General features: G+C 68.7%; 23 protein-coding genes and 1 tRNA gene. 14 read left to right on the forward strand and 10 right to left on the reverse strand.

The features are described from left to right. The first annotated feature begins 240 nt into the window (after positions 1-240). From ACZ1DY_RS14190 to ACZ1DY_RS14200, 3 genes are all read left to right on the forward strand, one after another. A complete protein-coding gene (locus ACZ1DY_RS14190; RefSeq protein WP_465484637.1) occupies positions 241-864 on the forward strand; it encodes a glyoxalase in 624 nt (207 codons plus the stop codon). 50 nt (positions 865-914) lie between these two features. After that, a complete protein-coding gene (locus tag ACZ1DY_RS14195) occupies positions 915-1,355 on the forward strand; it encodes an iron chaperone (RefSeq protein WP_465484638.1) in 441 nt (146 codons plus the stop codon). An 87-nt stretch (positions 1,356-1,442) separates the two neighbouring features. Then, positions 1,443-1,880, forward strand: coding sequence for a GNAT family N-acetyltransferase (locus ACZ1DY_RS14200; protein WP_465484639.1), 438 nt, complete (start codon positions 1,443-1,445; stop codon positions 1,878-1,880). Positions 1,881-1,923: 43 nt separating this feature from the next. Here the strand turns inward: ACZ1DY_RS14200 and eda are convergent, their stop codons facing one another. Both eda and edd read right to left on the reverse strand, forming a co-directional pair. After that, complete coding sequence (gene eda / locus ACZ1DY_RS14205) at positions 1,924-2,544, reverse strand: bifunctional 4-hydroxy-2-oxoglutarate aldolase/2-dehydro-3-deoxy-phosphogluconate aldolase (RefSeq protein WP_465484640.1); 621 nt, start codon at positions 2,542-2,544, stop codon at positions 1,924-1,926. Continuing rightward, positions 2,541-4,430, reverse strand: coding sequence for a phosphogluconate dehydratase (edd, locus tag ACZ1DY_RS14210; protein WP_465484641.1), 1,890 nt, complete (start codon positions 4,428-4,430; stop codon positions 2,541-2,543). Before edd ends, eda begins: the two co-directional genes overlap by 4 nt. Before the next feature lie 264 nt (positions 4,431-4,694). Here edd and ACZ1DY_RS14215 point away from each other — a divergent pair, with 264 nt between their 5' ends. From ACZ1DY_RS14215 to ACZ1DY_RS14235, 5 genes are all read left to right on the forward strand, one after another. Then, on the forward strand, positions 4,695-4,982 hold the full coding sequence (locus tag ACZ1DY_RS14215; protein WP_016332714.1) for a hypothetical protein: 288 nt from the start codon (positions 4,695-4,697) through the stop codon (positions 4,980-4,982). Then, the gene (locus tag ACZ1DY_RS14220) at positions 4,979-5,809 is read left to right on the forward strand and encodes a hypothetical protein (RefSeq protein WP_457956320.1); all 831 of its coding nucleotides are present in this window, start codon (positions 4,979-4,981) and stop codon (positions 5,807-5,809) included. The genes ACZ1DY_RS14215 and ACZ1DY_RS14220 overlap by 4 nt, the downstream gene beginning before the upstream one ends. Positions 5,810-5,860: 51 nt before the next feature. Continuing rightward, entirely contained in the window at positions 5,861-7,777 is a 1,917-nt protein-coding gene (locus ACZ1DY_RS14225) for a fumarate reductase/succinate dehydrogenase flavoprotein subunit (protein WP_465484642.1), read from the forward strand. After that, positions 7,774-8,526, forward strand: coding sequence for a succinate dehydrogenase/fumarate reductase iron-sulfur subunit (locus tag ACZ1DY_RS14230; protein ID WP_005164720.1), 753 nt, complete (start codon positions 7,774-7,776; stop codon positions 8,524-8,526). The genes ACZ1DY_RS14225 and ACZ1DY_RS14230 overlap by 4 nt, the downstream gene beginning before the upstream one ends. 314 nt (positions 8,527-8,840) lie before the next feature. Beyond that, positions 8,841-8,912 (forward strand) — tRNA-Glu (locus tag ACZ1DY_RS14235). Positions 8,913-9,059: 147 nt separating this feature from the next. Here ACZ1DY_RS14235 and ACZ1DY_RS14240 read toward each other — a convergent pair. The 5 genes from ACZ1DY_RS14240 to ACZ1DY_RS14260 all read right to left on the reverse strand — a co-directional run bounded on the left by ACZ1DY_RS14240 (position 9,060) and on the right by ACZ1DY_RS14260 (position 12,951). Continuing rightward, on the reverse strand, positions 9,060-9,503 hold the full coding sequence (locus tag ACZ1DY_RS14240) for a class I SAM-dependent methyltransferase (protein WP_465484643.1): 444 nt from the start codon (positions 9,501-9,503) through the stop codon (positions 9,060-9,062). A 121-nt stretch (positions 9,504-9,624) separates the two neighbouring features. Beyond that, positions 9,625-10,530 (reverse strand): amino acid ABC transporter permease, encoded by a 906-nt coding sequence (locus ACZ1DY_RS14245; RefSeq protein WP_465484644.1) that lies wholly within the window; start codon positions 10,528-10,530, stop codon positions 9,625-9,627. Further along, entirely contained in the window at positions 10,527-11,222 is a 696-nt protein-coding gene (locus ACZ1DY_RS14250) for an amino acid ABC transporter permease (protein ID WP_465484645.1), read from the reverse strand. The genes ACZ1DY_RS14245 and ACZ1DY_RS14250 overlap by 4 nt, the downstream gene beginning before the upstream one ends. Before the next feature lie 84 nt (positions 11,223-11,306). Continuing rightward, positions 11,307-12,143, reverse strand: coding sequence for a glutamate ABC transporter substrate-binding protein (locus tag ACZ1DY_RS14255; RefSeq protein ID WP_465484646.1), 837 nt, complete (start codon positions 12,141-12,143; stop codon positions 11,307-11,309). Between the two features lie 79 nt (positions 12,144-12,222). Next, positions 12,223-12,951, reverse strand: a complete 729-nt coding sequence (locus ACZ1DY_RS14260; protein ID WP_173426348.1) for an amino acid ABC transporter ATP-binding protein — start codon at positions 12,949-12,951, stop codon at positions 12,223-12,225. Between the two features lie 397 nt (positions 12,952-13,348). Between ACZ1DY_RS14260 and ACZ1DY_RS14265 the strand changes: the two genes are divergently transcribed. Both ACZ1DY_RS14265 and ACZ1DY_RS14270 read left to right on the forward strand, forming a co-directional pair. Further along, complete coding sequence (locus tag ACZ1DY_RS14265) at positions 13,349-14,038, forward strand: response regulator transcription factor (protein WP_185927233.1); 690 nt, start codon at positions 13,349-13,351, stop codon at positions 14,036-14,038. A 4-nt stretch (positions 14,039-14,042) separates the two neighbouring features. Continuing rightward, a complete protein-coding gene (locus ACZ1DY_RS14270) occupies positions 14,043-15,440 on the forward strand; it encodes a sensor histidine kinase (protein ID WP_465484647.1) in 1,398 nt (465 codons plus the stop codon). Here ACZ1DY_RS14270 and ACZ1DY_RS14275 read toward each other — a convergent pair. Beyond that, on the reverse strand, positions 15,430-16,341 hold the full coding sequence (locus ACZ1DY_RS14275; RefSeq protein ID WP_465484648.1) for a TAXI family TRAP transporter solute-binding subunit: 912 nt from the start codon (positions 16,339-16,341) through the stop codon (positions 15,430-15,432). The two genes, ACZ1DY_RS14270 and ACZ1DY_RS14275, sit on opposite strands and share 11 nt — an antisense overlap. A 16-nt stretch (positions 16,342-16,357) precedes the next feature. Here ACZ1DY_RS14275 and miaB point away from each other — a divergent pair, with 16 nt between their 5' ends. Together miaB and ACZ1DY_RS14285 are read left to right on the forward strand one after the other, a co-directional pair. Then, complete coding sequence (miaB, locus tag ACZ1DY_RS14280; protein ID WP_465485659.1) at positions 16,358-17,872, forward strand: tRNA (N6-isopentenyl adenosine(37)-C2)-methylthiotransferase MiaB; 1,515 nt, start codon at positions 16,358-16,360, stop codon at positions 17,870-17,872. Further along, entirely contained in the window at positions 17,869-18,330 is a 462-nt protein-coding gene (locus tag ACZ1DY_RS14285) for an Rv2732c family membrane protein (RefSeq protein ID WP_126734924.1), read from the forward strand. The genes miaB and ACZ1DY_RS14285 overlap by 4 nt, the downstream gene beginning before the upstream one ends. Here ACZ1DY_RS14285 and ACZ1DY_RS14290 read toward each other — a convergent pair. Both ACZ1DY_RS14290 and ACZ1DY_RS14295 read right to left on the reverse strand, forming a co-directional pair. Further along, entirely contained in the window at positions 18,327-18,779 is a 453-nt protein-coding gene (locus ACZ1DY_RS14290) for a hypothetical protein (protein ID WP_192745565.1), read from the reverse strand. The two genes, ACZ1DY_RS14285 and ACZ1DY_RS14290, sit on opposite strands and share 4 nt — an antisense overlap. A 342-nt stretch (positions 18,780-19,121) precedes the next feature. Beyond that, positions 19,122-20,435, reverse strand: a complete 1,314-nt coding sequence (locus ACZ1DY_RS14295) for a DUF349 domain-containing protein (RefSeq protein ID WP_192745564.1) — start codon at positions 20,433-20,435, stop codon at positions 19,122-19,124. 235 nt (positions 20,436-20,670) lie between these two features. Here ACZ1DY_RS14295 and ACZ1DY_RS14300 point away from each other — a divergent pair, with 235 nt between their 5' ends. Further along, positions 20,671-21,360 (forward strand): class III extradiol dioxygenase subunit B-like domain-containing protein, encoded by a 690-nt coding sequence (locus ACZ1DY_RS14300; protein WP_465484649.1) that lies wholly within the window; start codon positions 20,671-20,673, stop codon positions 21,358-21,360. Further along, positions 21,357-22,259, forward strand: a complete 903-nt coding sequence (gene miaA, locus ACZ1DY_RS14305; protein ID WP_465484650.1) for a tRNA (adenosine(37)-N6)-dimethylallyltransferase MiaA — start codon at positions 21,357-21,359, stop codon at positions 22,257-22,259. Before ACZ1DY_RS14300 ends, miaA begins: the two co-directional genes overlap by 4 nt. Positions 22,260-22,267: the final 8 nt, after the last annotated feature.

The following is a 22,267-nucleotide window of genomic DNA, read 5'->3' on the forward strand; positions in this document are numbered from 1 at the left end:
CACACCACCTTGCCTACCCTCAACAGAACCCCGAACGCCCCGCACGATCTCGGTGGCTACGGGCTGCCCCCTGCCGTCATGGGGCAGCCCGGGCCCCGAGTGTCCCCAATGTCGCATTCGAGACACCGAGCGCCTCGAATGCGACATTGGGAACCCTCCGCGCAGCCGCTGACCAGCGCCGATGCGACCGATCAGGAATCGAGAAGCGCCGGAAGCCCGCCCGGAAATAGCGTTACCGGCATGAACTTCATCGACGCCATCACCCTCGAAGTGGCCGACACCGAGGCCGCCGAACGCTTCTACACCACCGCCTTCGGGCTCGGCTCCGAGCTGCGGCTGCGGGCTTCGCAGGAGCCGTCCACCGGCTTCCGCGGCTACACCCTCTCCCTCACGGTTTCCCAGCCCGCCAACGCCGACGCGCTCATCGACGCCGCCGTCGCCGCCGGGGCGACCGTCATCAAGCCCGCCACGAAGTCGATGTGGGGTTACGGCGGAACCGTGCGGGCTCCGGACGGCGCGATCTGGAAGATCGCCACCTCCGCGAAGAAGAACACCGCGCCGGCCGCCCGTGAATTCGACGCCATCGTGTTGCTGCTGGGCGTCGCCGACGTCGCCGCGAGCAAGAAGTTCTACGTCGAGCACGGCCTCGCCGTGGGCAAGAGCTTCGGCCGCGTGTACGTCGAGTTCGAATCCGGCTCGAGCCCCGTGAAGCTGGCGCTGTACAAGCGCAAGGCCCTGGCCAAGGACGCCGGCGTGTCCCCGGAGGGCACCGGCTCACACCGCATCGCCATCTGCGGCGCCGCCCCGTTCACCGACCTCGACGGGTTCGTCTGGGAGACCTCGGCTCTCGCCGCCCAGTCCTGATGTGCCACTACCGGATGCCCCCGCTCGCCGCTTACCAAGGAGAAACCGCCATGAGCACCACGTACGAAGGATTCACGGCCGAAGAGAAGGCCGCGATGAAGGAACACGCCCAGGACATGAAGAAGGCGGCCCGCCGCGGTTCCGCCGCCGACAAAGCGGCGGCGGCCGAGCAGGACGTGGTCGCGAAGATCGCCGAGATGCCCGATGAGGACCGGGCGCTGGCCGAGCTGGTCCACACCGTCGTGAAGGCGAACGCCCCGATGCTCGCACCGAAACTCTGGTATGGCCAGCCCGCCTACGCGCTGGACGGCAAGATCGTCTGCTTCTTCCAGGCGGCGGCCAAGTTCAAGACGCGGTACGCGACACTCGGCTTCAACGAGGCCGCTCGGCTGGACGACGGCGCGATGTGGGCGACCGCCTTCGCGCTGACCGGCGTCACCCCCGAGGTGGAACAGCGCATCGCCACCCTGGTGAAGCAAGCCGTCGGCTGACGGAGTGGCAGCCTGCTTTACCGCGTGATTGGCCCCTCGCGGGACAGCGGCGAAACCCTAGGCTCGGGTGATCACTGGGAGGCCCACATGATCACCATCGAGCCGTTGAAGCCCGAAGACCGCGAAGCCTGGGAACACTTGTTCCGCGCGTACATCGCCTTCTACGAACGTGTCGCGCCCCAGGAGGTCTACGACCGAGCCTGGCGCGAATTCCGGACAGGGGAACGGATGCACGCGCTCGGTGCCCGCCTGGGCGGCGAGCTCGCCGGGATCACGCATTTCCTGGTGCATCCCAGTACATCCGCGCTCACCGACGTCTGTTACCTGCAAGATCTGTTCACCGCGCCGGAAGCCCGGGGCAAGGGGGTCGCGCGGGCGCTGATCGAGGCCGTCGCGGACTGGGCGCGCGCCCGCGACTGCGGCAGGGTTTACTGGCACACCAAGGAATCCAACGCCACCGCGCGCCGCCTGTACGACCGGGTCGCGGTCAACCGGGGCTTCATCCAGTACCAGTTGCCACTGTGAAAACAGTGAGGGCCACTCGGCACGCCGGTGGCCCTCACCGAGATCAGAGCTTCGAAGCCTCCGCGGCGAAGGCTTCGATCTTCCCGAAGTCCTTGGCCGCCAAGGCGTCCTTCGGCGTCAGCCACGATCCGCCGATACAGCCCACATTGGACAGTGCGAGATAGTCCGGCGCGGTCTTCACGGTGATCCCGCCGGTCGGACAGAACTTCAGCCCGGGCAGCGGCCCGCCGATCGACTTCAGGTACGCCACCCCGCCGCTGGCCTCGGCGGGGAAGAACTTCAGCGCGGTCAGCCCGCGTTCGGCCAGCCGCATCGCCTCCGAAACCGTGCTCGCGCCCGGCAGGAACGGCAGGCCGGTGCCGAACGCGGCGTCCAGCACGGCGTCCGTGCAGCCCGGGGTCACCAGGAACTTCGCACCGGCGTCGGCGGCCTGCTTGGCGTGCTCGGGCGCGGTGACCGTCCCGGCGCCGATGACGATCTCCGGGACCTCCGCGGCGATCCGCTCGATCGAGGCGAGTGCCGCCGGGGTGCGCAGGGTCAGCTCGATCACGCCGATCCCGCCCGCGAGCAGGGCCCGCGCGGTGGGCACGGCGTCGTCGGCGTCGTCGAGCACGACGACGGGCATCACGGGGGACAGGCCGAGCAGGTCGGCGCCGGTGGTCACTGGGTTACCTCCACAGGGGTCAACGTGTGCGCCGGAGCGCCGAAGTGTTCCGGCGTGAGCGGTCCGAACACGCTCGCGCCCTGATCGGCGGGGCCGACCGCGCGGCGCAGCGCCGCGAACAGCTCCCGGCCGGTGCCGGTCCAGGATGCCTCCGAAGGCGGGGAGTCCACCAGTTCACGGCGGGCGAGTTCTTCGTCACCCACGAGGACGTCGAGCGTCCCGGCCTTGGCGTCGAGGCGGACGACGTCGCCGTCGGCGATCCGCGCGATCGGGCCGCCCACGGCGGCTTCCGGCGTCACCTGGATCGCCGCCGGGATCTTGCCGGACGCGCCCGACATCCGGCCGTCGGTGAGCAACGCCACCTGGTGCCCGCGGTCCATCAGCACCCCGAGCGCCGGGGTGAGCCCGTGCAGCTCCGGCATCCCGTTGGCCTGCGGGCCCTGCTGCCGGATGACCACGACGACGTCGCGGTCCAGCTCGCCCGCCTCGAAAGCGTCCTTGAAGGACTTCTGGTCGGTGAACACCCGCGCCGGCGCCTGGACGATCCGGTGCTCCGGCGCCACCGCGGACACCTTGATCACCGCGCGGCCGAGGTTGCCCGCGACCATCCGCAGCCCGCCGTCGGCGGCGAACGGCCGCCACACGGGACGCAGCACGTCCTCGTCGAGGCTGCGCGTCGGGACGTCGCGCCAGACCAGCTCGCCTTCGGACAGGATCGGCTCCTGCCGGTAGCGGTGCAGGCCCGGCCCGGCGACGGTCAAGACGTCCTCGTGCAGCAGGCCCGCGTCGAGCAGCGTGCCGACCAGGAACTGGATGCCGCCGGCGGCGTGGAAGTGGTTGATGTCGGCGCTGCCGTTCGGGTACACGCGGGCCAGCAGGGGGATCACCGACGACAGGTCGGAGAAGTCGTCCCAGGTCAGCTGGATGCCCGCGGCGGCGGCGATCGCGACTAGGTGCATCGTGTGGTTGGTCGAACCGCCCGTGGCGAGCAGCGCGATGACACCGTTGACGACGGCCTTCTCGTCGATCACACGCGAGACCGGCGTGTACTCCTCGCCGCGCGAAAGCTTCACGACGCGGCGTCCGGCCTCTTCGGTGAGCGCCTTCCGCAGCGGCGAGTTCGGCTGCACGAAGCTGGCGCCCGGCAGGTGCAGGCCCATCACCTCGACGACCATCTGGTTCGAGTTGGCGGTGCCGTAGAAGGTGCACGTGCCCGCCGAGTGGTACGAAGCCGCTTCGGCGTCCAAGAGGTCTTCGCGCGTCGCCTTGCCCTCGGCGTAGAGCTGGCGCACGCGCGCCTTCTCCTTGTTCGGCAGGCCCGAGTTCATCGGCCCGGCGGGCACCAGGATCGCCGGGAGATGCCCGAAGGACAGCGCGCCGATCATGAGGCCCGGCACGATCTTGTCGCAGACGCCGAGCAGCAGCGCCGCGTCGAACATGTCGTGGGACAGCGCGATCGCGGTCGACATCGCGATCACCTCGCGGCTGAACAGCGACAGTTCCATCCCCGGACGGCCCTGGGTGACGCCGTCGCACATCGCGGGTACGCCGCCGGCGAACTGCGCCACCCCGCCCGCCTGGCGGACCGAGCCCTTCAGCATCGCGGGGTACTCCTGCATCGGCTGGTGCGCCGAAAGCATGTCGTTGTAGGACGAGACGATCGCGACGCCCGGCGCCCGCGCGGCGCGCAGTGCCGCTTTGTCGACACCTTCCATCGCGGCGAAGCCGTGGGCGAGGTTGCTGCAGTCGAGACCGCGCCGCACCGGCCCTTCCTCGTGGGCGGCGGCGACACGCTCGAGATGCGCGGCGCGGGTTTCGGCGCTGCGGGCGGCGATGCGTTCGGTGACTTCGGCGATGATGGGGTGGACGTTCGGGGCGGTGCTCATTGTCCGGCTCCGGATCACTGGTCGTGGTGGTCCGCGGGACGGCAACGCTGACGTCGCTGGGTCGTGACAGTGGCCACAGTAACCCAGGGGAAAGCCCGAATCAAAATCGATACAGAAGATCGACTCGCGTGACCTCCGTCACGTCACTAGGTTCCACTGTGCTACTTGTCACATTGCACAACGCGCGGCAGAGTCGAGACGGCGAGGAATCGCTGGCCTTCGAAGGCTCAAGCGGCCAACCGAACCGACCATCGGGAGGTACCGATGTCCACCACAGAGATCGCCGAGCTTCGGCGAGCCATCGGTCAGTTGAGGCAGTGCGTCGGCGCGCTGCGATCCCGATACGGCGACGCCTCGGCGGTACGGCGCCTGGCGAACGACGTCGAGCGCCTCGACATCGACGCGACCGACCTCGACACGACCCCGAACGCGGTACCCGCCCAGGCGAAGGCCGCCGACCGGGTCCAAGTTCCCGACACGCCCTACGACCCGGCGCTCTGGCAAGGCGCCGATGACGAAGGCGTCGGCGGCTACAAGCGCGACCAGCGGTGAGCGCCCCCGCCGGCAACGAGGCCGGACGGGGTACGGGGGTCCGCGCACCGTCGCGGGCCCGGATCGCCGAAAAAACGCTGCGCACCGACCGGTGGTGGCTGTCCCCGCTGCTGACCGTCCTCGGCCTCTCCGCCTTCATCATCTACGCGACGATCAGGTCCTTCGTGCGCACCGCCTACTGGGTGCCCGAGTACCACTACCTGACGCCGTTCTATTCGCCCTGCGTCTCGGAATCCTGCGTCGAAGGCTCCCGGCATTTCGGCGCCTGGTTCGGCGAACTGCCGGGGTTCATCCCGCTCGGCTTCCTGGTCCTGCCGTTCCTGCTGGGCTTCCGGCTGACCTGCTACTACTACCGCAAGGCCTACTACCGGGCCGTCTGGTTCTCGCCGCCCGCCTGCGCGGTCGCCGAACCGCACGCGAAGTACACCGGTGAGACGCGGCTGCCGCTGATCATCCAGAACGCCCACCGCTACTTCTTCTACGTGGCCGTGGTCGTCTCGCTGGTCAACACCTACGACGCGATCACCGCGTTCCACGGCAAGACCGGCGGATTCGGCTTCGGGCTCGGCAACATCGTGCTGCTCGGCAACGTGATCCTGTTGTGGGCGTACACGTTGTCGTGCCACTCGTGCCGTCACGTGACCGGCGGCAGGCTCAAGCACTTCTCCAAACATCCGGTGCGCTACTGGATCTGGACCCAGGTGACGAAGCTCAACACCCGGCACATGGCGCTGGCGTGGACGACGCTCGGCACGCTCGTGCTGACCGATCTCTACGTGATGCTCGTGGCGAGCGGCGCGATTTCGGATCTGCGGTTCATCAACTAGCGGCGCGGGAATCTCCCGTCCCCGGCGACAAGCTTCGAGGTGGCTCTTTTCATGACCGAGGTCGAACGGCTCAACTACGACGTGGTGGTGATCGGTGCCGGCGGTGCCGGTCTCCGCGCGGTCATCGAAGCCCGTGAACGCGGCTTCAGCGTCGCGGTGGTGTGCAAATCGCTCTTCGGCAAGGCGCATACGGTGATGGCCGAAGGCGGCTGCGCGGCGTCGATGGGCAACGCGAACTCGAACGACAACTGGCAGGTGCACTTCCGCGACACCATGCGCGGCGGGAAGTTCCTCAACAACTGGCGGATGGCCGAGCTCCACGCCAAGGAGGCGCCGGACCGGGTCTGGGAACTGGAGACCTACGGCGCCCTGTTCGACCGCACCGCCGACGGCCGGATCAGCCAGCGGAACTTCGGCGGGCACACGTACCCGCGCCTGGCGCACGTCGGGGACCGCACCGGGCTCGAACTGATCCGCACGATGCAGCAGAAAATCGTTTCGCTGCAACAAGAGGACTTCAAGGAGACCGGTGACTACGAGGCGAGGATCAAGGTCTTCGCCGAATGCACGATCACCGAACTGCTGACCGACGACGGCCGGATCTCGGGCGCCTTCGGGTACTGGCGCGAGAGCGGCCGGTTCATCCTGTTCGAGTCGCCGGCGGTGGTGCTCGCCACCGGCGGCATCGGGAAGTCGTTCAAGGTCACCTCGAACTCGTGGGAGTACACCGGTGACGGCCACGCGCTGGCGTTGCGGGCCGGGGCGAAGCTCATCAACATGGAGTTCGTCCAATTCCACCCGACAGGCATGGTCTGGCCGCCGAGTGTGAAGGGGATCCTGGTCACCGAAGGTGTCCGCGGTGACGGCGGGGTCCTCAAGAACACCGAGGACAAACGATTCATGTTCGAGTACGTCCCCGAGGTCTTCAAGGGGCAGTACGCGGACAGCGAGGAAGAAGCCGACCGCTGGTACACCGACGCCGACAACAACCGGCGCACCCCGGATCTGCTGCCGCGGGACGAGGTGGCACGCGCGATCAACTCCGAGGTCAAGGCCGGCCGGGGATCGCCGCACGGCGGGGTCTTCCTCGACATCGCCAGCAGGCTGCCCGCGGAGGAGATCCGCAAGCGGCTGCCGTCGATGTACCACCAGTTCAAGGAACTCGCCGACGTCGACATCACGAAGGAACCGATGGAGGTCGGCCCCACCTGTCACTACGTGATGGGCGGGATCGAGGTCGATCCGGATACCGCGTCGTCGAGCGTGCCGGGGCTGTTCGCCGCTGGGGAGTGCTCGGGCGGGATGCACGGCTCGAACCGGCTCGGCGGCAACTCGCTGTCGGATCTGCTGGTCTTCGGCCGTCGGGCGGGCCTCGGCGCCGCGTCCTACGTGTCGGAACTGAAGGACCGCCCCAAGGTCAGTCAGTCCGATGTGGACGCCGCCGCGGCGATGGCGCTCGCGCCGTTCGACCCGCCTGGTGACGGCGTCGAGGAGAACCCGTACAGCCTGCACACCGAGCTGCAGCAGTCGATGAACGACCTGGTCGGCATCATCCGCAAGGCGGAGGAGATCGAGCGGGCGCTGGAGAAGCTCGGGGAACTGCGCGAGCGGATCAAGCGGGTCACCGTCGAAGGGCACCGGCAGTTCAACCCCGGCTGGCATCTCGCCGTCGACCTGCGGAACATGCTGATGGTCAGCGAATGCGTGGCGCGGGCCGCGTTGATGCGGACCGAGAGCCGGGGCGGGCATACCCGCGACGATCACCCGGGCATGGACGCCCAGTGGCGCAACAAACTCCTGGTCTGTTCGGCCTCGCCGGGCGACAACCCGGTGGTGCCGGAGATCGGCATCGAGGTCAAGGAACAGACCCCGCTGCGGCAGGACCTGCTGGAGCTTTTCGAACTGTCCGAGCTGGGAAAGTACTACACCGACGAAGAACTGGCCTCGCACCCCGGGAGTCCGGCATGAGCTACAAGGCGAGTTTCCGGGTATGGCGCGGTGACGCCGATTCGGGTGAGCTGCAGGACTACAGCGTCGAGGTCAACGAGGGCGAGGTCGTCCTCGACATCATCCACCGGTTGCAGGCCACCCAGGCCTCGGACCTGGCGGTGCGGTGGAACTGCAAGGCGGGCAAATGCGGATCGTGCTCGGCGGAGATCAACGGCAAACCGCGGTTGCTGTGCATGACGCGGATGTCGACCTTCACCGAGGACGAGGTCATCACGGTGACGCCGATGCGGACGTTCCCGGTGATCCGCGACCTGGTGACCGACGTGTCGTTCAACTACACCAAGGCCCGCGAGATCCCGTCGTTCACGCCGCCTCCGGAGCTGAAGCCAGGGGAGTACCGGATGCAGCAGGTGGACGTCGAGCGCTCGCAGGAGTTCCGCAAGTGCATCGAGTGCTTCCTGTGCCAGAACACCTGCCACGTGGTGCGTGACCACGAGGAGAACAAGGAGGCCTTCGCCGGCCCCCGGTACCTGATGCGGATCGCCGAACTCGAGATGCATCCTCTTGACGTCGCCGATCGGCGTGACGAGGCGCAGGAGGAGCACGGGCTCGGGTACTGCAACATCACCAAGTGCTGCTCGGACGTGTGCCCGGAGGGCATCCACATCACCGACAACGCGCTGATCCCGATGAAGGAACGCGTCGCGGACCGGAAGTACGACCCCATCGTGTGGCTGGGGAACAAGCTGTTCCGGCGGGACAAGTAGTCACCTCTCGTGAGTGGCGATTCGGGTTCTAACCCGAATCGCCACTCACGAGCTAAATCGGTTGCCGCCGCTTCCTTCCCTGTCGCACACTTACCCGCACACCGACAAAGGAGGCCACATGACGCGACGTTGTTACGCCATGGCCCTTGGTATGGAAGGAAAACACGGCTCCTCGCCGCCGTCCTAGCAGGACGCCGCGTACGTGGAGCCGCCCATCGGGAAACCGATCCGGGCGGTTTTTCTTTTGGTGACCCCTGATTTCTGGAACGAAGCAGTCCGGTGCGCGGTGCGCGCCGGACTGTGTTCCAGGCCAAGGCGCGTTGGTCCAGCGGAAGGGATACCGGGTTTTCACCCCGGTGACGTGGGTTCGACTCCCACACGCGCTACGCCCCGGCACGGCGGGGAAACCTGTTCCGTCGTACCGGTGCGGCGGTGTGGGGTCCGTGTGTCCCATACCGCCAGACGCGCACGGTCCGGCGACCGGCCGGGATTCATAGCCCCGGCCAGCCTGGCTCGACACCAGGGTGCGCGACTCAGCCCACTTTACGGGCGCTGTGCACGTCGCCGCTTTCGTGGCGGCGGAGGACGATGTCCTGGAAACCGTTGTCCCGCAACGCTTCCTCCAGGCCGATACCGTTCGTGGTGACGGCCACGAGCAGTCCGCCGGTCACGAGGCTCGCGGTGACGCGGCCGAGTGGTTCGGGCGAGTTCAGGAAAGCCAGGACGATGTCGAAGGCGCCCATCACCGGCAACCGGGCGAGCTGATGGACCTCGTACGAGATCCCGACGGGGTCGCGTTCCTCTTCGCGCTGCGCGGCCGCGATCAGCGTCTGATCCGCGTCGACGCCGACCACCCGGCGAGCGCCCTTGCCACGGAGCAGGCGGGGATAGCGGCCATCACCGCACCCGACGACCAGGACCGACCTGCCCGCCAGGTCCGGCAGCGCTTCGAGCAGCGTCGCGGCCTGGTCCGCCATACGGCCGACGCTAGCCGAGCGGCCGCTGTCCCGACAGGACCAAGAGGCCTATCCCGGAGTACATGAAGGCCCCCTTCCTGTACCTGGGCGCAAGGAAGGGGGCCTTCATGTACTTACGGAGCTACAGCGCTCCACCGCTCGCGTCGTCGCGCTGCATGACCACGCTGGACGGTGCGGAGTGGACCGGCTTGGCTCCCTTGGGAGCCTTCTTCCGCCGCGCCAGCTTGTTCTCCAGCCACGACGCGAACCAGCTCAGAATCAGGTTCAGCACGATGAAGATGATCGCGATGACGATCAGCGTCGGGATCGTGTTGCCGTAGAGACCGGTGAGCGGCCCGGAAGCCCGGATCAACTCGTCGAAACCGATGGTCAACTGACCGGCCAGCGCGGTGTCCTTGAGGATGACCACCAGCTGGCTCACCAGCGCGGGCAGCATCAGGGTGACCGCCTGGGGGAGGAGGACGGTCATCATGATCTGGGTCTTGCGCATGCCCAGCGCGGACGCGGCCTCGCCTTGGCCCTTCGGCAGCGACAGGATGCCCGCACGGAACACCTCGGCCATGACGGAACCGTTGTAGAGCACCAGGCCCGTCACCGCGGCGAACAGCGGGCGGATCTCGGCGTCGATGTCGGTGTAGAACGCGTAGAACGCGGCGGCGAAGACCATCAGCAGCAGCACCGGGATCGCCCGGAAGAACTCGACGACCGCACCGACCGGGACCCGGATCCACTTGTGGTCGGACAGCCGGCCGATGCCCAGCAGCGCACCGATCGGCAGCGCGATCACGATCGACAGCGCCGCTGCCTTCAGCGTGTTGAGCAGGCCGGGAAGCAGGAACTGCGTCCACGTCGTTCCGTCGACGAAGGGTTTCCAGAGCGCCCCCGCCCATTGGTTCTTTTCGTCGAAGCCTACGTAGATGTAATAGAGGACCAACGCCAGGACGAGGACGAAAAGAACACTGTAGAGCCAGTTCCGTGCCCGCGCCTTCGGCCCGGGGATGTCGTAGAGAACGGTCTGCGAGCTCATCGCTTGACCTCGACCTTCTTGGCGACCCAGCCCAGCAAGAGGCCGAGGGGGAGGACCAGGATGACGAACCCGGCGGCGAAGAGCAGGAAGACCAGCAGCAGCGAGTCGGACTCGTTCTCCACCATCTCCGACATCAGCAGTGACGCCTCTGCCACACCGATGATCGAGGCGACCGTGGTGTTCTTCAGCAGGGCGATCATGACGTTGGTCAACGGCGCGATCACCGACCGGAACGCCTGCGGCAGCACGATCAGGGTCAGCACTTGGAAGAAGCCGAGACCGAGCGCGCGGGCCGCTTCCGCCTGGCCGACCGGGACGGTGTTGATACCCGACCGCAGCGATTCACAGACGAACGTGGCGGTGTAGGCGACGAAACCGAGGATCGCCAACCGGAAGAAGTTGTCGTCCAACGACGTCGTCGAGTCCGCCGAGGCCAGGTTGATCCCCAAGGTGGAGGACAGTCCCAGCGACGTGAAGACGATGATCACGGTCAGCGGGGTATTCCGGAAGACGTTGACGTAGGCGGTGCCGAACGCCCGCATGATCGGAACGGGGCTCACCCGCATCCCCACCAGGATGGTGCCCCAGATCAGGGAACCGATCGCGGAGAAGAAGGTGAGCTTGATCGTCATCCAGAAGGCGCCGAGCAAGTCGTAATTGGGATTGTCGAGGAAATCGAACAAGGTGCTCAACCCAGCCTCGGTACGGGAACGGTGCGCCGCGGTACACGGCGCACCGTTCGATTCCTTTGATTCAGCGGCTCAGCGAGCCGGGTTTCAGGAGATGGCCGGGGGCTCGGGGATCTTGTAGCCCGACGGGCCGACGTTCTTCTCCAGAGCGGCCTTCCACGAGCCGTCCTGCTGCATCTTCTTGATCGCGTTGTTGATCGCGGTGATGCTCTCGTTGTCGTCCTTCTTCAGGCCGATGCCGTACTTCTCGTCGGTGAAGCCCTTGCCAACCAGCTTCAGCTTGCCGGGCTGCTGCGCGGCGTAGCCACCGAGGATGACGTCGTCGGTGGTCATCGCGTCGACGGTCTTGTTCAGCAGCGAGGTGACGCAGTCGGTGTACTTGCCGACTTCCTGGAGCTGAACGTCCTTGGCGTACTTCTCCTTGACGTTCTGCGCCGGGGTGGAACCCTTGACCGAGCAGAGCTTCTTGTTGCCGGTCAGCGACTCCGGGCCGGTGATGTCGGTGGAGTCGGCGCGGACCAGGAGGTCCTGGTGGGCGATGAAGTACGGGCCCGCGAAGGAGACCTCGTTCTTGCGCTTGTCGGTGATCGAGTAGGTGGCGACGATGAAGTCGACCTCACCCTTCTTGATCAGGTCCTCACGCTGCGCGGACTGCGCTTCCTTCCAGGTGATCCCCGACTCTTCGACGCCGAGCTCCTTGGCGATGTACTTCGCCACGTCGACGTCGAAACCGGCGTAGGTGCCGTCGGCCTGCTTCTGGCCGAGACCGGGCTGGTCGAACTTGATGCCGATGACGAGCTTCTTGTCGTTCTTGGCCTTCGCCACCACGTTCTTGGCGCCGCTGGAGCCGCTGCCGGCGTCCGACCCGCCGCCGCCACCACAGGCGGAGAGGGCGAGACCGGCCGCCACGACGGCCGCGCTCATTCGCAGAACTCGGTTCAACCGCATTGTTCTCAGTTTCCTTCCGAATCTTGTCCAGCCATACCGGCCGGCGGGGAAGACCTCAGTGGGTCAGGATCTTGCCGAGGAAGTCCTTGGCGCGATCCGTCTTCGGCTTGGTGAAGAACTCGTCCGGGGTGGAGTCCTCGACGATCTCGCCGTCGGACATGAACACCACCCGGTTCGCCGCGCGCCGCGCGAAGCCCATCTCGTGGGTGACGACGAGCATCGTCATCCCGTCCTTGGCGAGCGTGGTCATCACGTCGAGGACCTCCTGGACCATCTCCGGGTCCAGCGCCGAGGTCGGCTCGTCGAACAGCATCACCTTGGGGCGCATGGCCAGCGCGCGGGCGATCGCCACACGCTGCTGCTGACCGCCGGAGAGCTGCGCCGGGTACTTGTCGGCCTGGTTGGCGATGCCGACGCGTTCGAGCAGGTCCATCGCGGTCTTGCGGGCCTCGGCCGAGTTGACCTTGCGGACCTTCATCGGCGCGAGCATGACGTTCTCGACGATCGTCTTGTGCGCGAACAGGTTGAACGACTGGAAGACCATGCCGACGTCGGCGCGCAGCGCGGCCAGCGCCTTCCCTTCGGCGGGCAGCGGAACGCCGTCCACCGCGATCTCACCGGAGTTGATGGGTTCCAGCCGGTTGATCGCCCGGCACAGCGTCGACTTGCCAGACCCGGACGGCCCGAGCACGACCACGACCTGCCCGCGCGGCACCTCGAGGTTGATCTCCTTGAGCACGTGCAGGTCGCCGAAGTACTTGTTCACGGCGGCCGCCTTGATCATCGGCGCCGCCACCTCCGCGGTCATCTGGCCTCCAGGAGCGTTCGTTTGCAGGGGACTGCGGGGTCAGGCACCACGCGATGGCGGAAACCTACTCCCGTCGGACCGCTTGTAAAGACGGCTTGACCAATACTTAGGGTTTCAAGTCCGTATCGTTCTCAAGCCACCGGACGGCCCCGGTCCACCTCCGTCCGGCGCTGATCAGCCTAGACAAAGCGGGGGTGTCTCGTAACCGGGGTCACACGAGATCTGTGACGCATCGTGACCATTACCGGGTGCAGTGGGTCCCTCACAGGTCCATCCGGCCCAGCGGTACGGGCAGCGCGAGAGGTGACTCACCCCATAGAGTCGTTCTTCAAGTCGTCGCGGTGGCGGTGACGGCGTGAAAGGGAAAACACGGGTGCGGGTACTGCTGGTGGAGGACGACGACCGGGTCGCGGGTGCCCTGACGCCCGCGCTGACCCGGCGCGGCCTGACGATCAAACGCCTCGCCTCCGGCGCCGGGGTGCTCGATCTGGTGCACGAGGTCGACGTCGTGCTGCTGGACCTCGGGCTCCCCGACATCGACGGGATCGTGCTGTGCCGCCGGATCCGCGCGGTCAGCGACGTCGCGGTGATCGTCGTTTCGGCGCGGGGCGAGGTCGACGACCGGATCCAGGGGCTGCGGTCCGGCGCCGACGACTACCTCGTCAAGCCCTACGACGTCGACGAACTGGTCGCCCGCGTCGAGGCCGTGCGCCGTCGCCGCGGGGAACGGCCCGCCGCGCCCGAACCGCCGGGCGTCATTCGGGCGGGTGACGTCTCGGTCGATATCGGGCGCCACGAGGTGCAGGTCGACGGACAGCCGGTTTCGTTGTCCCGCAAGGAATTCCAGGTGCTCGCGCTGGTGGTCACCGCCCGCGGCGCGGTCTGCGCCCGTGATCACGTGCTGAACGAGGTCTGGGGGCACCGCGGCCCGGCGGAGAGCCGGTCGCTCGACGTCCACGTCGCCACCCTGCGGACCAAACTGGGCAGGCCCGCGCTGATCGAGACCGTCCGCGGCGTCGGGTACCGCCTCGGCGGCGCCTACGGTCCGGCGGAAGAGGGCTGAGCCGGTGCGCGTCCGGCTCCAGGCGATCGTGCTGACGCTGGTCGCGGCGCTCGTGTTCGGCCTCGGCATCCCGCTCGCGCTCAGCGTGGCGGCCAGTGTGCAGCTCGACCTCTTCCTCGACCGCCTCACCGACACCTCCCGGTTCGCGTCGCTGGCGCAGCGACCGCTGGTGGAGAACCGGCCGGACCTCATCGTGGACGAGCTCCACCGCTACACCGAGGTCTACGACGTGCCGGTGGCGATCGTCGACCAGGACGGCGAGGCCGTGGCCGGCGGGCCCGGCGAGGTGGGGATCGAGCTCAAGGACCCCGTCATCGCCTCCCATCTGCAGCAGGCGCTGGCCGGGCGGCGTTCGGAACCCGGACCGCTGCTGATGCCGTGGAACACCGAGCCGCTGATCCTGGCCGAGCCGATCCTCATCGACGGCGAGGTGCGGGGCGCGGTCATCACCGTCTCCTCGACCGCCAAGGCCCGCACCGAACTGCTGTGGTGGTGGGTGCTCATCGCGGCGGGCGCGGTGCTGGCGTTCGGGCTCGCGCTGCTGGTCGCGGTGCCGGTGGTGCGCTGGATCCTGCGCCCGGTCCGGCGGCTCGACGACGCCACCGGCGAACTGGTCGCCTCCGTGGTCAGCGGCCGCGAGGTCAAACGGGTGGGGGAGACCGGCGGGCCGCCGGAACTGCGGCAGCTCGAACGGTCCTTCGACCGGATGGCCGCCAGCGTCGACGAGGCGCTGTCGGCGCAGCGCGCGTTCGTCGCCGACGCCTCCCATCAGCTGCGGAACCCGTTGACCGCGTTGAAGATCCGGCTCGGCAACCTCGACGGCCACGTCGACGACGACCTCGCCGCGGCCGACCTCGAAGCCGCCGTCGTCGACGCGCGACGGCTCAACCAGATCCTCGACGAACTCCTCTCGCTGGCCCGCGCCGAGGCCTCGGGCGGCGAACTGGTGCCGGTCGGTCTCGACGAGGTGGTCGGCGCCCGGGTCGCCGACTGGACGGTGGTCGGCGCGGCACGCGACATCACGCTGGTGGCGACCGGGCTGGGCGGCGGGCTGCGGGTGCTCACCCCGGCCCGCGGCCTCGAAGTGGTCCTCGACGCGCTGCTGGACAACGCGCTCAAGTTCACCGAGCCGGGCACCGAGGTGCGCGTGGACGTCATCACCGCGGACGGGAAGGTCGACATCGCCGTCCGCGACCACGGCCCCGGCCTGCGCGAAGACGAGCTGGACCGCGCGGCGGACCGGTTCTGGCGCAGCACCGCGCATCAGAACGTGCCCGGATCCGGCCTCGGCCTGGCGATCGTCACCGAGATCCTGGCCCGATCGGACGGTTCGCTGCGGCTCGGTTCACCCGAAGGCGGCGGCCTTCAGGTGACCGTGACCCTGCCGGTCGTCAGTCCTTGAGCGATCTGAAGTAGCGCAGCGCGCCCGGGTGCAGCGGCAGGGGAGAGGTCTCGATCGCGGGGTGGATGTCGATCGACAACGCCGCGCCCGCCGCCTTGACCAGCTGGTCCCGCGCGTCGAACAGCCCGCGCACGAGCGCCTCGGCGACGTCGTCGCGCATCGACGTCGGCACCACCAGGAAGTTCGGCAGCACGAGCGTGGTCACCGGCGACGGCAGGTTGTAGGCCGTCACCGGGATCGTCGCCGTCCGGTACACCGGGCTGGTGGCGCGCAGCGCGTCGGCGAGATCGGTGATGTCGAGCAGCCGCAGGCCGACCGTGTGCACCTTCTCGGTGATCGACGGCGTCGGCAGGCCACCCGACCAGATGACGGCGTCGATCTGCCGGTTCTCCAGCGCGGGCAGCGCCTCGGGGAGACCGAGATTGCGCCGGTCGATCGCGCCGGTCAGGCCAGACGCCTTCAGCAGCTGCTTCGACAGGAACTCGACACCGGAATCCGGCGAACCGATCGCGACCTTGTGCCCGCGCAGCTGCGCGAACGACCTGATCGACGAGTCGGCGCGGACGATGACGTGCAGATAGTCGTCGTGCACCCGGGCCAGCGCGGCCAGCCCGGCGGTGTCGTCGGCGGCCACGTCGGCCGCCACGAACGCGACGTCGGCCTTCCCCGCCCGCACCCGTCCGACGTTGTCGGGCGAGCCCTGGGTCTCCTGGATCACCGGCCGCTCGGTGTCCAGTTGCGCGGCCCACGCGTCGGCCAGCGCCTCGGCCAGTTTGTCGTAGACGCCACCGTTGAGCCCCGCCGCGATCCGCACCTTCGTCCCGGAGAGATCGGGCCCGCACCCGGTGACCAGGGCGCAGACCACGGCGAGCACCACCGCGAGCACACCTGGTCTCCTCATGAGGGTCGATCGTGCCATGGAACCCCGCCCGCGTACCCTCGAAGGCGAGATGAGCGCGCGCACTTACCAGATCCGCACCTTCGGCTGCCAGATGAACGTGCATGACTCCGAACGTCTTGCCGGGCAGCTCGAGGACGCCGGCTACGTTCCGGGTGACGGCGAGGCCACACCCGACCTGATCGTGTTCAACACCTGCGCGGTGCGGGAGAACGCGGACAACAAGCTGTACGGCACCCTCGGCCACCTGCGCCCGCAGAAGACGGCGAAGCCGGACATGCAGATCGCCGTCGGCGGCTGCCTCGCCCAGAAGGACCGCGGCGAGATCGTCAAACGCGCGCCCTGGGTCGACGTCGTCTTCGGCACGCACAACATCGGTTCGCTGCCGACGCTGCTGGAGCGCGCGCGGCACAACGCCGAGGCCGAGGTCGAGATCCTCGAAGCGCTCGAGACCTTCCCGTCGACGCTCCCGGCGAAGCGCGATTCGGCGTACGCGGGCTGGGTGTCGATTTCGGTCGGCTGCAACAACACCTGCACCTTCTGCATCGTCCCGGCGCTGCGCGGCAAGGAACGCGACCGCCGCCCCGGCGAGATCCTCGCCGAGGTCGAGGCGCTCGTCGCCGAAGGCGTGCTGGAAGTGACCCTCCTGGGCCAGAACGTGAACTCCTACGGCGTCGAATTCGGCGACCGACTCGCGTTCGGGAAGCTGCTGCGCGCCTGCGGTTCGGTGGACGGGCTGGAACGCGTCCGGTTCACCTCGCCGCATCCGGCGGCGTTCACCGAGGACGTCATCGACGCCATGGCCGAGACGCCGAACGTGTGCCACCAGCTGCACATGCCGCTGCAGTCCGGGTCGGACCGGGTGCTGCGCGAGATGAAGCGGTCCTACCGTTCCGCGCGCTACCTCAAGATCCTCGACCGCGTGCGCGAGTCGATGCCCGACGCCGCGATCACGACCGACATCATCGTCGGCTTCCCCGGCGAGACCGAGGAAGACTTCCAGGCGACGCTCGACGTCGTCGCGCAGGCGCGGTTCTCCAGCGCGTTCACCTTCCAGTACTCGATCCGGCCGGGCACGCCCGCCGCCGAGATGGACGGGCAGCTGCCGAAGGAGGTCGTGCAGGAGCGCTACGAACGGCTCGTGAAGCTGCAGAACGACATCTCCTGGGAAGAGAACAAGAAGGTCGTCGGACGGCGCGTCGAGCTGCTGGTGGCCTCCGGCGAAGGCCGCAAGGACTCCGAAACGCACCGGATGAGCGGCCGTGCCCGTGACGGCAGGCTCGTCCACTTCGCGCCGACGGGACCGCTCGTGGACCGTTCGGTACGGCCCGGCGACGTCGTCGAGACCGTGGTGACCTACGGCGCGCCGCACCATCTCGTCGCCGACGGCGACCTGCTGTCGCACCGCCGCACCAAGGCGGGCGACAACTCCGAGGCCGGGCTGCGGCCGAAGACCAACGGCGTGACGCTGGGCCTGCCAGGCTTCGGCGCCCCGGCCGTCACGCCGGAACCGGTGAGCGGGTGTGCACTGTGACCGAACCGAAGATCGACGAACTCGCCGCCGAGATCGACGAGGTCGGCGAACGTGCGGCCAAGACGATCGAACTGGGCAGGCGCGGGTTCACCATCGCCGTGCTGGTGTTCGTGCTGCTGGTCGCCCAGCTGCTGCCCTGGGTCGGCGAGCACGCCGGCTGGGAGGTGCTGCTCGGCAAGGGCGGCGGGATCCCGCAGCTGTTCGCCGCGACCTCCACCGGGGTCGGGGTGTTCGTCTCCGCCGTCACGCTGGTGACCCGGCGCTGGTGGCTGGCCTGGGTCTGCGCCGCGGGCGGCTGGTTCGCCTCGGTCGACGGAATGCTCGCGATCTGGTCCCAGCAGTCCTCGAACGCGACCGGCGCGGTCGGTGGCGGTCCGGGCTTCGGGCTGATCGTCGCCTGGATCGCCACCGTCGCGCTGGCCATCTACTGGATGCGGGCCGCGTTCTCGCGGAGCTAGCCGACCCGCAGGGTGAGGTTGCTGGACGTGTACGCGCTCGCGTAGAGCGTCGTTTCCGGGTGATAGGCCCTCAGCGTGACCACCGCGCTGAAGGAGAAGCTCAGCTTCAGGGAGAACGTCGAGTTGGGCCGGCAGGTCGTGTCGGCGATGTTCACCCAGACACTCCCTTGAAGCTGCTGGACGATGATCGCTTCGAGGCTGTCCGTGCCGTCGGCGCCTTCCTGTGCCTGCAGAGTCCCCTTGAGGGTGACCTTCTCGTTGACCTTGACCTGCTTCTTGCTGAGCGAGGCGTCGAGCTTGACCTTCTTCTTACCGGCTTCGGAGGAGGCCGGGAGCGGTGCCGGGGAACCGGTCGCCGCCGCGGCCGGGGCGAGCCCGGCCACCAGAGCACAACTGATCGCCAGGGCGGCGAACGCCCGGCGTACTGGGGGAATCAGTGTCTGGTTCATGATCGAAGTCGACCACGGTTGAGCGCGGAGAGCGCTCGAATACGCGCGAACGTGCGACGCGTCCCTCCACAGTGGAGTGACCCGCGCGCCAGTGTTGCGAAAGCCACTTTCGCAACCTTCAACGTTGCGAAAGTGGCTTTCGCAACACGCCACCGACCAGTCCGGCACCCGGGTCGCGAAAGCCACTTTCGGGACATCAGACGTCTCGAAAGTGGCTTTCGCGACCTCCGCAGCCGGCGCGAAGGCGACCGCCCGCGATCACCTGAACCCTCTCGCCAAGCGCGTGAAGGCCCCCTTCCCTCGGCTCAGCCGAGGGAAGGGGGCCTTCACGCGCTTTGAGACCTACCGGTCCGCGATGGCCGCTTCCGCCGCCTCGAGCCACTCACGCCACTGCGCGGCCTGCTCGTCCGCCTTCTTCGCGCGCCGCTCGTCGCCCGCCGCACGGGCCTTCGCCGCCTGCGACTCGAACTGCTCGACCCGCTCGCGGAACTGCGCCGCCCTGGCCTGCGCCTCCGGGTCGGTCCGGCGCCACTTGCTGTCCTCGGCCGCCTTGATCGCGTCCTGCACGGCCTTCAGCCGCCCGTCCAGTTCGCGGATGCGCTCGCGCGGGACCTTGCCGATCTCGTCCCACTGGTCCTGGATGCGCCGCATGTGCTGCTTCGCCGCGTCGAGGTTGGCCGCCGGGTCGATCTTCTCGGCCTCGACGAGCAGCTCTTCCTTCTGCTGCGCGTTGGTCGCGAATTCGGCGTCCCGCTCGGAGAACACCGCGGACCGCCGGGCGAAGAACTTGTCCTGCGCCGCGCGGAACCGCTGCCAGAGCGCCTCGTCGCTGTCCTTGGGGGCGCGGCCGGCGGCCTTCCACTCGGTCATCAGGTCCTTGTAGCGGCCCGCCGTCTCGCCCCAGTCCGACGACTCCGAGAGCGCTTCGGCCTCGGCGATCAGCTCTTCCTTGCGGTGCTTGGCGCCCGCGCGCTGCTTGTCGAGCTCGGCGAAATGCGAGCCCCGGCGCCGGTTGAACGCCTCACGGGCCTTGGAGAACCGCTTCCACAGCTCGTCGTCGGTCTTGCGGTCGACCCCCTTGACGGTCTTCCACTCGTCCAGGATGGCGCGCAGCCGGTCGCCGGCGGCCTTCCACTGGGTCGACTCGGCGGCGAGCTTCTCGGCCTCGTCGGCGAGGGCCTGCTTGCGGACGACGGCGGCCGCGCGGGCCTCCTCGCGCTCCTGCTTGGCCGCGGCCAGTGCCTTCTCGGCGTGGGAGATGACCTGCTCGATGCGGCCGCTCAGCGCGGCGATGTCGCCGACGACGGCGGCTTCGGCCAGGCCGTCACGCAGCTGCGTGGCCGTCGCCAGGGCGTGCTTCGGATCGCCCGCGCCGGACTCCAGCCGCGTCTCCAGCAGCTCGACCTCGGTGCGCAGGTCGTCGAAGCGGCGCGCGTAATGGAGCAGGCCCTCGTCCGGGCTCCCGGCCTGCCAGACACCGACCGCGCGCTCGCCGTCGGGTGTGGTGACGTAGACCGTTCCTTCTTCGTCGACCCTGCCCCAAGCGGACGGGCTGGGCTCGGCGGGCGGCACGGGGGGTGCGGGGTGCCCGCCACCGAGCGCGTGCGGTACCGGGTGCGGTGCCGGGGTACCGGTGGACGTGTTCTCCTGGGCCATCGCAGGCTCCTTATCGCCTGTACGCCCGCTGGCGCGGGCGCCCCGCCTAGCGGCGGGGCCGGGTAATGCGTTGCCGTCTTGCTTCGGGGGCTTCAACCCCTTGCGGCATTCAAGCAGCTCAGCGTCCACCGTGGAACCGGATGAACCACCAGAGGGCAGTGATCCTACTTCCGGTGGACCCCCTGTGTCGGTCGGTTGCGGGCCCTCGTCGGCGGGGAAGGTAACGTCGGCGGCCGTGATCCGCCGTGTCGCCGTGCTCCCGCAACCCCCGCTGCTCATCCCCGAACTCGCCGCCGGAGCCGCGGACGAGTGCGCCGAGCTGCGCGAAGCCTGCCTCACCGCCGCGAGGCGCCTGACGGCCGTTTCGCCGGATTGGGTCGTCGTCGGCGCGGCCGCGGGGGCGCCCGAGGTGCCGGAGCACGCGAGCGGGTCTTTCCGCGGTTTCGGCGTCGACCTCGGAGTCTCACTCAGCCGGGTGACGGCACCCGAGACCGAGCTGCCGTTGCCCGCGCTCGTCGCCGGCTGGCTTCGTGAGCAGTGCGGCGCGTCGTCCGTCCGAGTCCACCTCGTCGACCCCGCCGCCCCCTCCGACCAGTGCGAACAGTTCGCCCGCAGGCTGGGGGAGCACGCCGCGGTGCTCGTCCTCGGCGACGGTTCGAGCCGGCACGGCCCGCGTTCCCCCGGCGGCGAGGACGAGCGCGCGGGGGATTTCGACGCCGCGATCCGTGACGCGCTGGCCAAGGCCGACACGGGGGCGCTGTCCGCGCTCGACCCGGCCCTGGCGGCCGAACTCGGGGCGGGCGGCCGCGCGCCCTGGCAGGTTCTCGCCGGGCTCGCGGCGGACGGGGACTGGACCGCCGAGGTCCTCTACTCCGCCGCGCCGTTCGGCGTCGGCTACCACGTCGCGGTCTGGGACCACGCGTGATCCGGCCGGTCGCGGTCGTCGGGCCCACGGCGACCGGGAAGACCGCGCTGGCGGTCGAGCTGGCCCTCACCCTCGGGGGTGAGGTGGTCAACGCGGACGCGTTGCAGCTGTACCGCGGGATGGACATCGGGACGGCCAAGGCGACCCTCGAAGAGCGGCGGGGCGTGCCGCATCACCTGCTGGACGTCCTCGACGTCACCGAGACGGCGTCCGTCGCCGCGTACCAGCGCGACGCCCGTCAGCGCATCGAAGAACTCCTCGACGCCGGACGCGTGCCGATCCTCACCGGCGGGTCGGGTCTCTACGTCCAAGCCGTGCTCGACGACCTCAAGTTCCCGGGCACCGATCCGGAGGTGCGCGCGCGGCTGACCGCCGAGGCCGACGAAATCGGCGTCGCCGCGATGCACGCCCGGCTCACGGAACTCGACCCCGTGGCCGCCACGGCCATCCTGCCGACCAACAGCCGCCGGATCGTGCGCGCGCTGGAGGTCATCGAGATCACCGGCGAACCGTTCTCGGCGAACCTGCCGAAACCGGGGCCCGCGCGCTACGACACGGTCCTGATCGGCATCGACCGCGAACCTGCCGAGCTCGACACCCGCGTCGATCGCCGCGTGGAGCTCATGTTCGAAGCAGGACTCGTCGACGAGGTCCGGACGTTGCTGGGCCAGGGGCTTCGCGACGGGCTCACCGCATCGAGGGCGCTGGGCTACCAGCAGGTGATCGCCGCCATCGACGGCGACGGCGATTTCCAGGCCGCGTCCGAGGCCACCGCGCAGGCCACCCGGAGGTTCGTGCGGAGGCAACGTTCCTGGTTCCGGCGGGACAAGCGGATCCAGTGGTTCGACGGCGGTTCGGAGCGGCTGGCCGAGCGCGTCCTCGAAGCGACGGCCCAGTAATCTTGGGG

This window comes from Amycolatopsis sp. PSD-21, from assembly GCF_055561455.1.

What these genes read in the sequence shown, in the direction of transcription:
- ACZ1DY_RS14190 (WP_465484637.1), top strand. Translation starts at nt 241, where the DNA reads ATGAACTTCATCGACGCCATCACCCTCGAAGTGGCCGACACCGAGGCC.
- ACZ1DY_RS14195 (WP_465484638.1), top strand. Translation starts at nt 915, where the DNA reads ATGAGCACCACGTACGAAGGATTCACGGCCGAAGAGAAGGCCGCGATG.
- ACZ1DY_RS14200 (WP_465484639.1), top strand. Translation starts at nt 1,443, where the DNA reads ATGATCACCATCGAGCCGTTGAAGCCCGAAGACCGCGAAGCCTGGGAA.
- edd (WP_465484641.1), bottom strand. Translation starts at nt 4,430, where the DNA reads ATGAGCACCGCCCCGAACGTCCACCCCATCATCGCCGAAGTCACCGAA.
- ACZ1DY_RS14215 (WP_016332714.1), top strand. Translation starts at nt 4,695, where the DNA reads ATGTCCACCACAGAGATCGCCGAGCTTCGGCGAGCCATCGGTCAGTTG.
- ACZ1DY_RS14225 (WP_465484642.1), top strand. Translation starts at nt 5,861, where the DNA reads ATGACCGAGGTCGAACGGCTCAACTACGACGTGGTGGTGATCGGTGCC.
- ACZ1DY_RS14230 (WP_005164720.1), top strand. Translation starts at nt 7,774, where the DNA reads ATGAGCTACAAGGCGAGTTTCCGGGTATGGCGCGGTGACGCCGATTCG.
- ACZ1DY_RS14240 (WP_465484643.1), bottom strand. Translation starts at nt 9,503, where the DNA reads ATGGCGGACCAGGCCGCGACGCTGCTCGAAGCGCTGCCGGACCTGGCG.
- ACZ1DY_RS14245 (WP_465484644.1), bottom strand. Translation starts at nt 10,530, where the DNA reads ATGAGCTCGCAGACCGTTCTCTACGACATCCCCGGGCCGAAGGCGCGG.
- ACZ1DY_RS14255 (WP_465484646.1), bottom strand. Translation starts at nt 12,143, where the DNA reads ATGAGCGCGGCCGTCGTGGCGGCCGGTCTCGCCCTCTCCGCCTGTGGT.
- ACZ1DY_RS14260 (WP_173426348.1), bottom strand. Translation starts at nt 12,951, where the DNA reads ATGATCAAGGCGGCCGCCGTGAACAAGTACTTCGGCGACCTGCACGTG.
- ACZ1DY_RS14275 (WP_465484648.1), bottom strand. Translation starts at nt 16,341, where the DNA reads ATGAGGAGACCAGGTGTGCTCGCGGTGGTGCTCGCCGTGGTCTGCGCC.
- miaB (WP_465485659.1), top strand. Translation starts at nt 16,358, where the DNA reads ATGGAACCCCGCCCGCGTACCCTCGAAGGCGAGATGAGCGCGCGCACT.
- ACZ1DY_RS14290 (WP_192745565.1), bottom strand. Translation starts at nt 18,779, where the DNA reads ATGAACCAGACACTGATTCCCCCAGTACGCCGGGCGTTCGCCGCCCTG.
- ACZ1DY_RS14295 (WP_192745564.1), bottom strand. Translation starts at nt 20,435, where the DNA reads ATGGCCCAGGAGAACACGTCCACCGGTACCCCGGCACCGCACCCGGTA.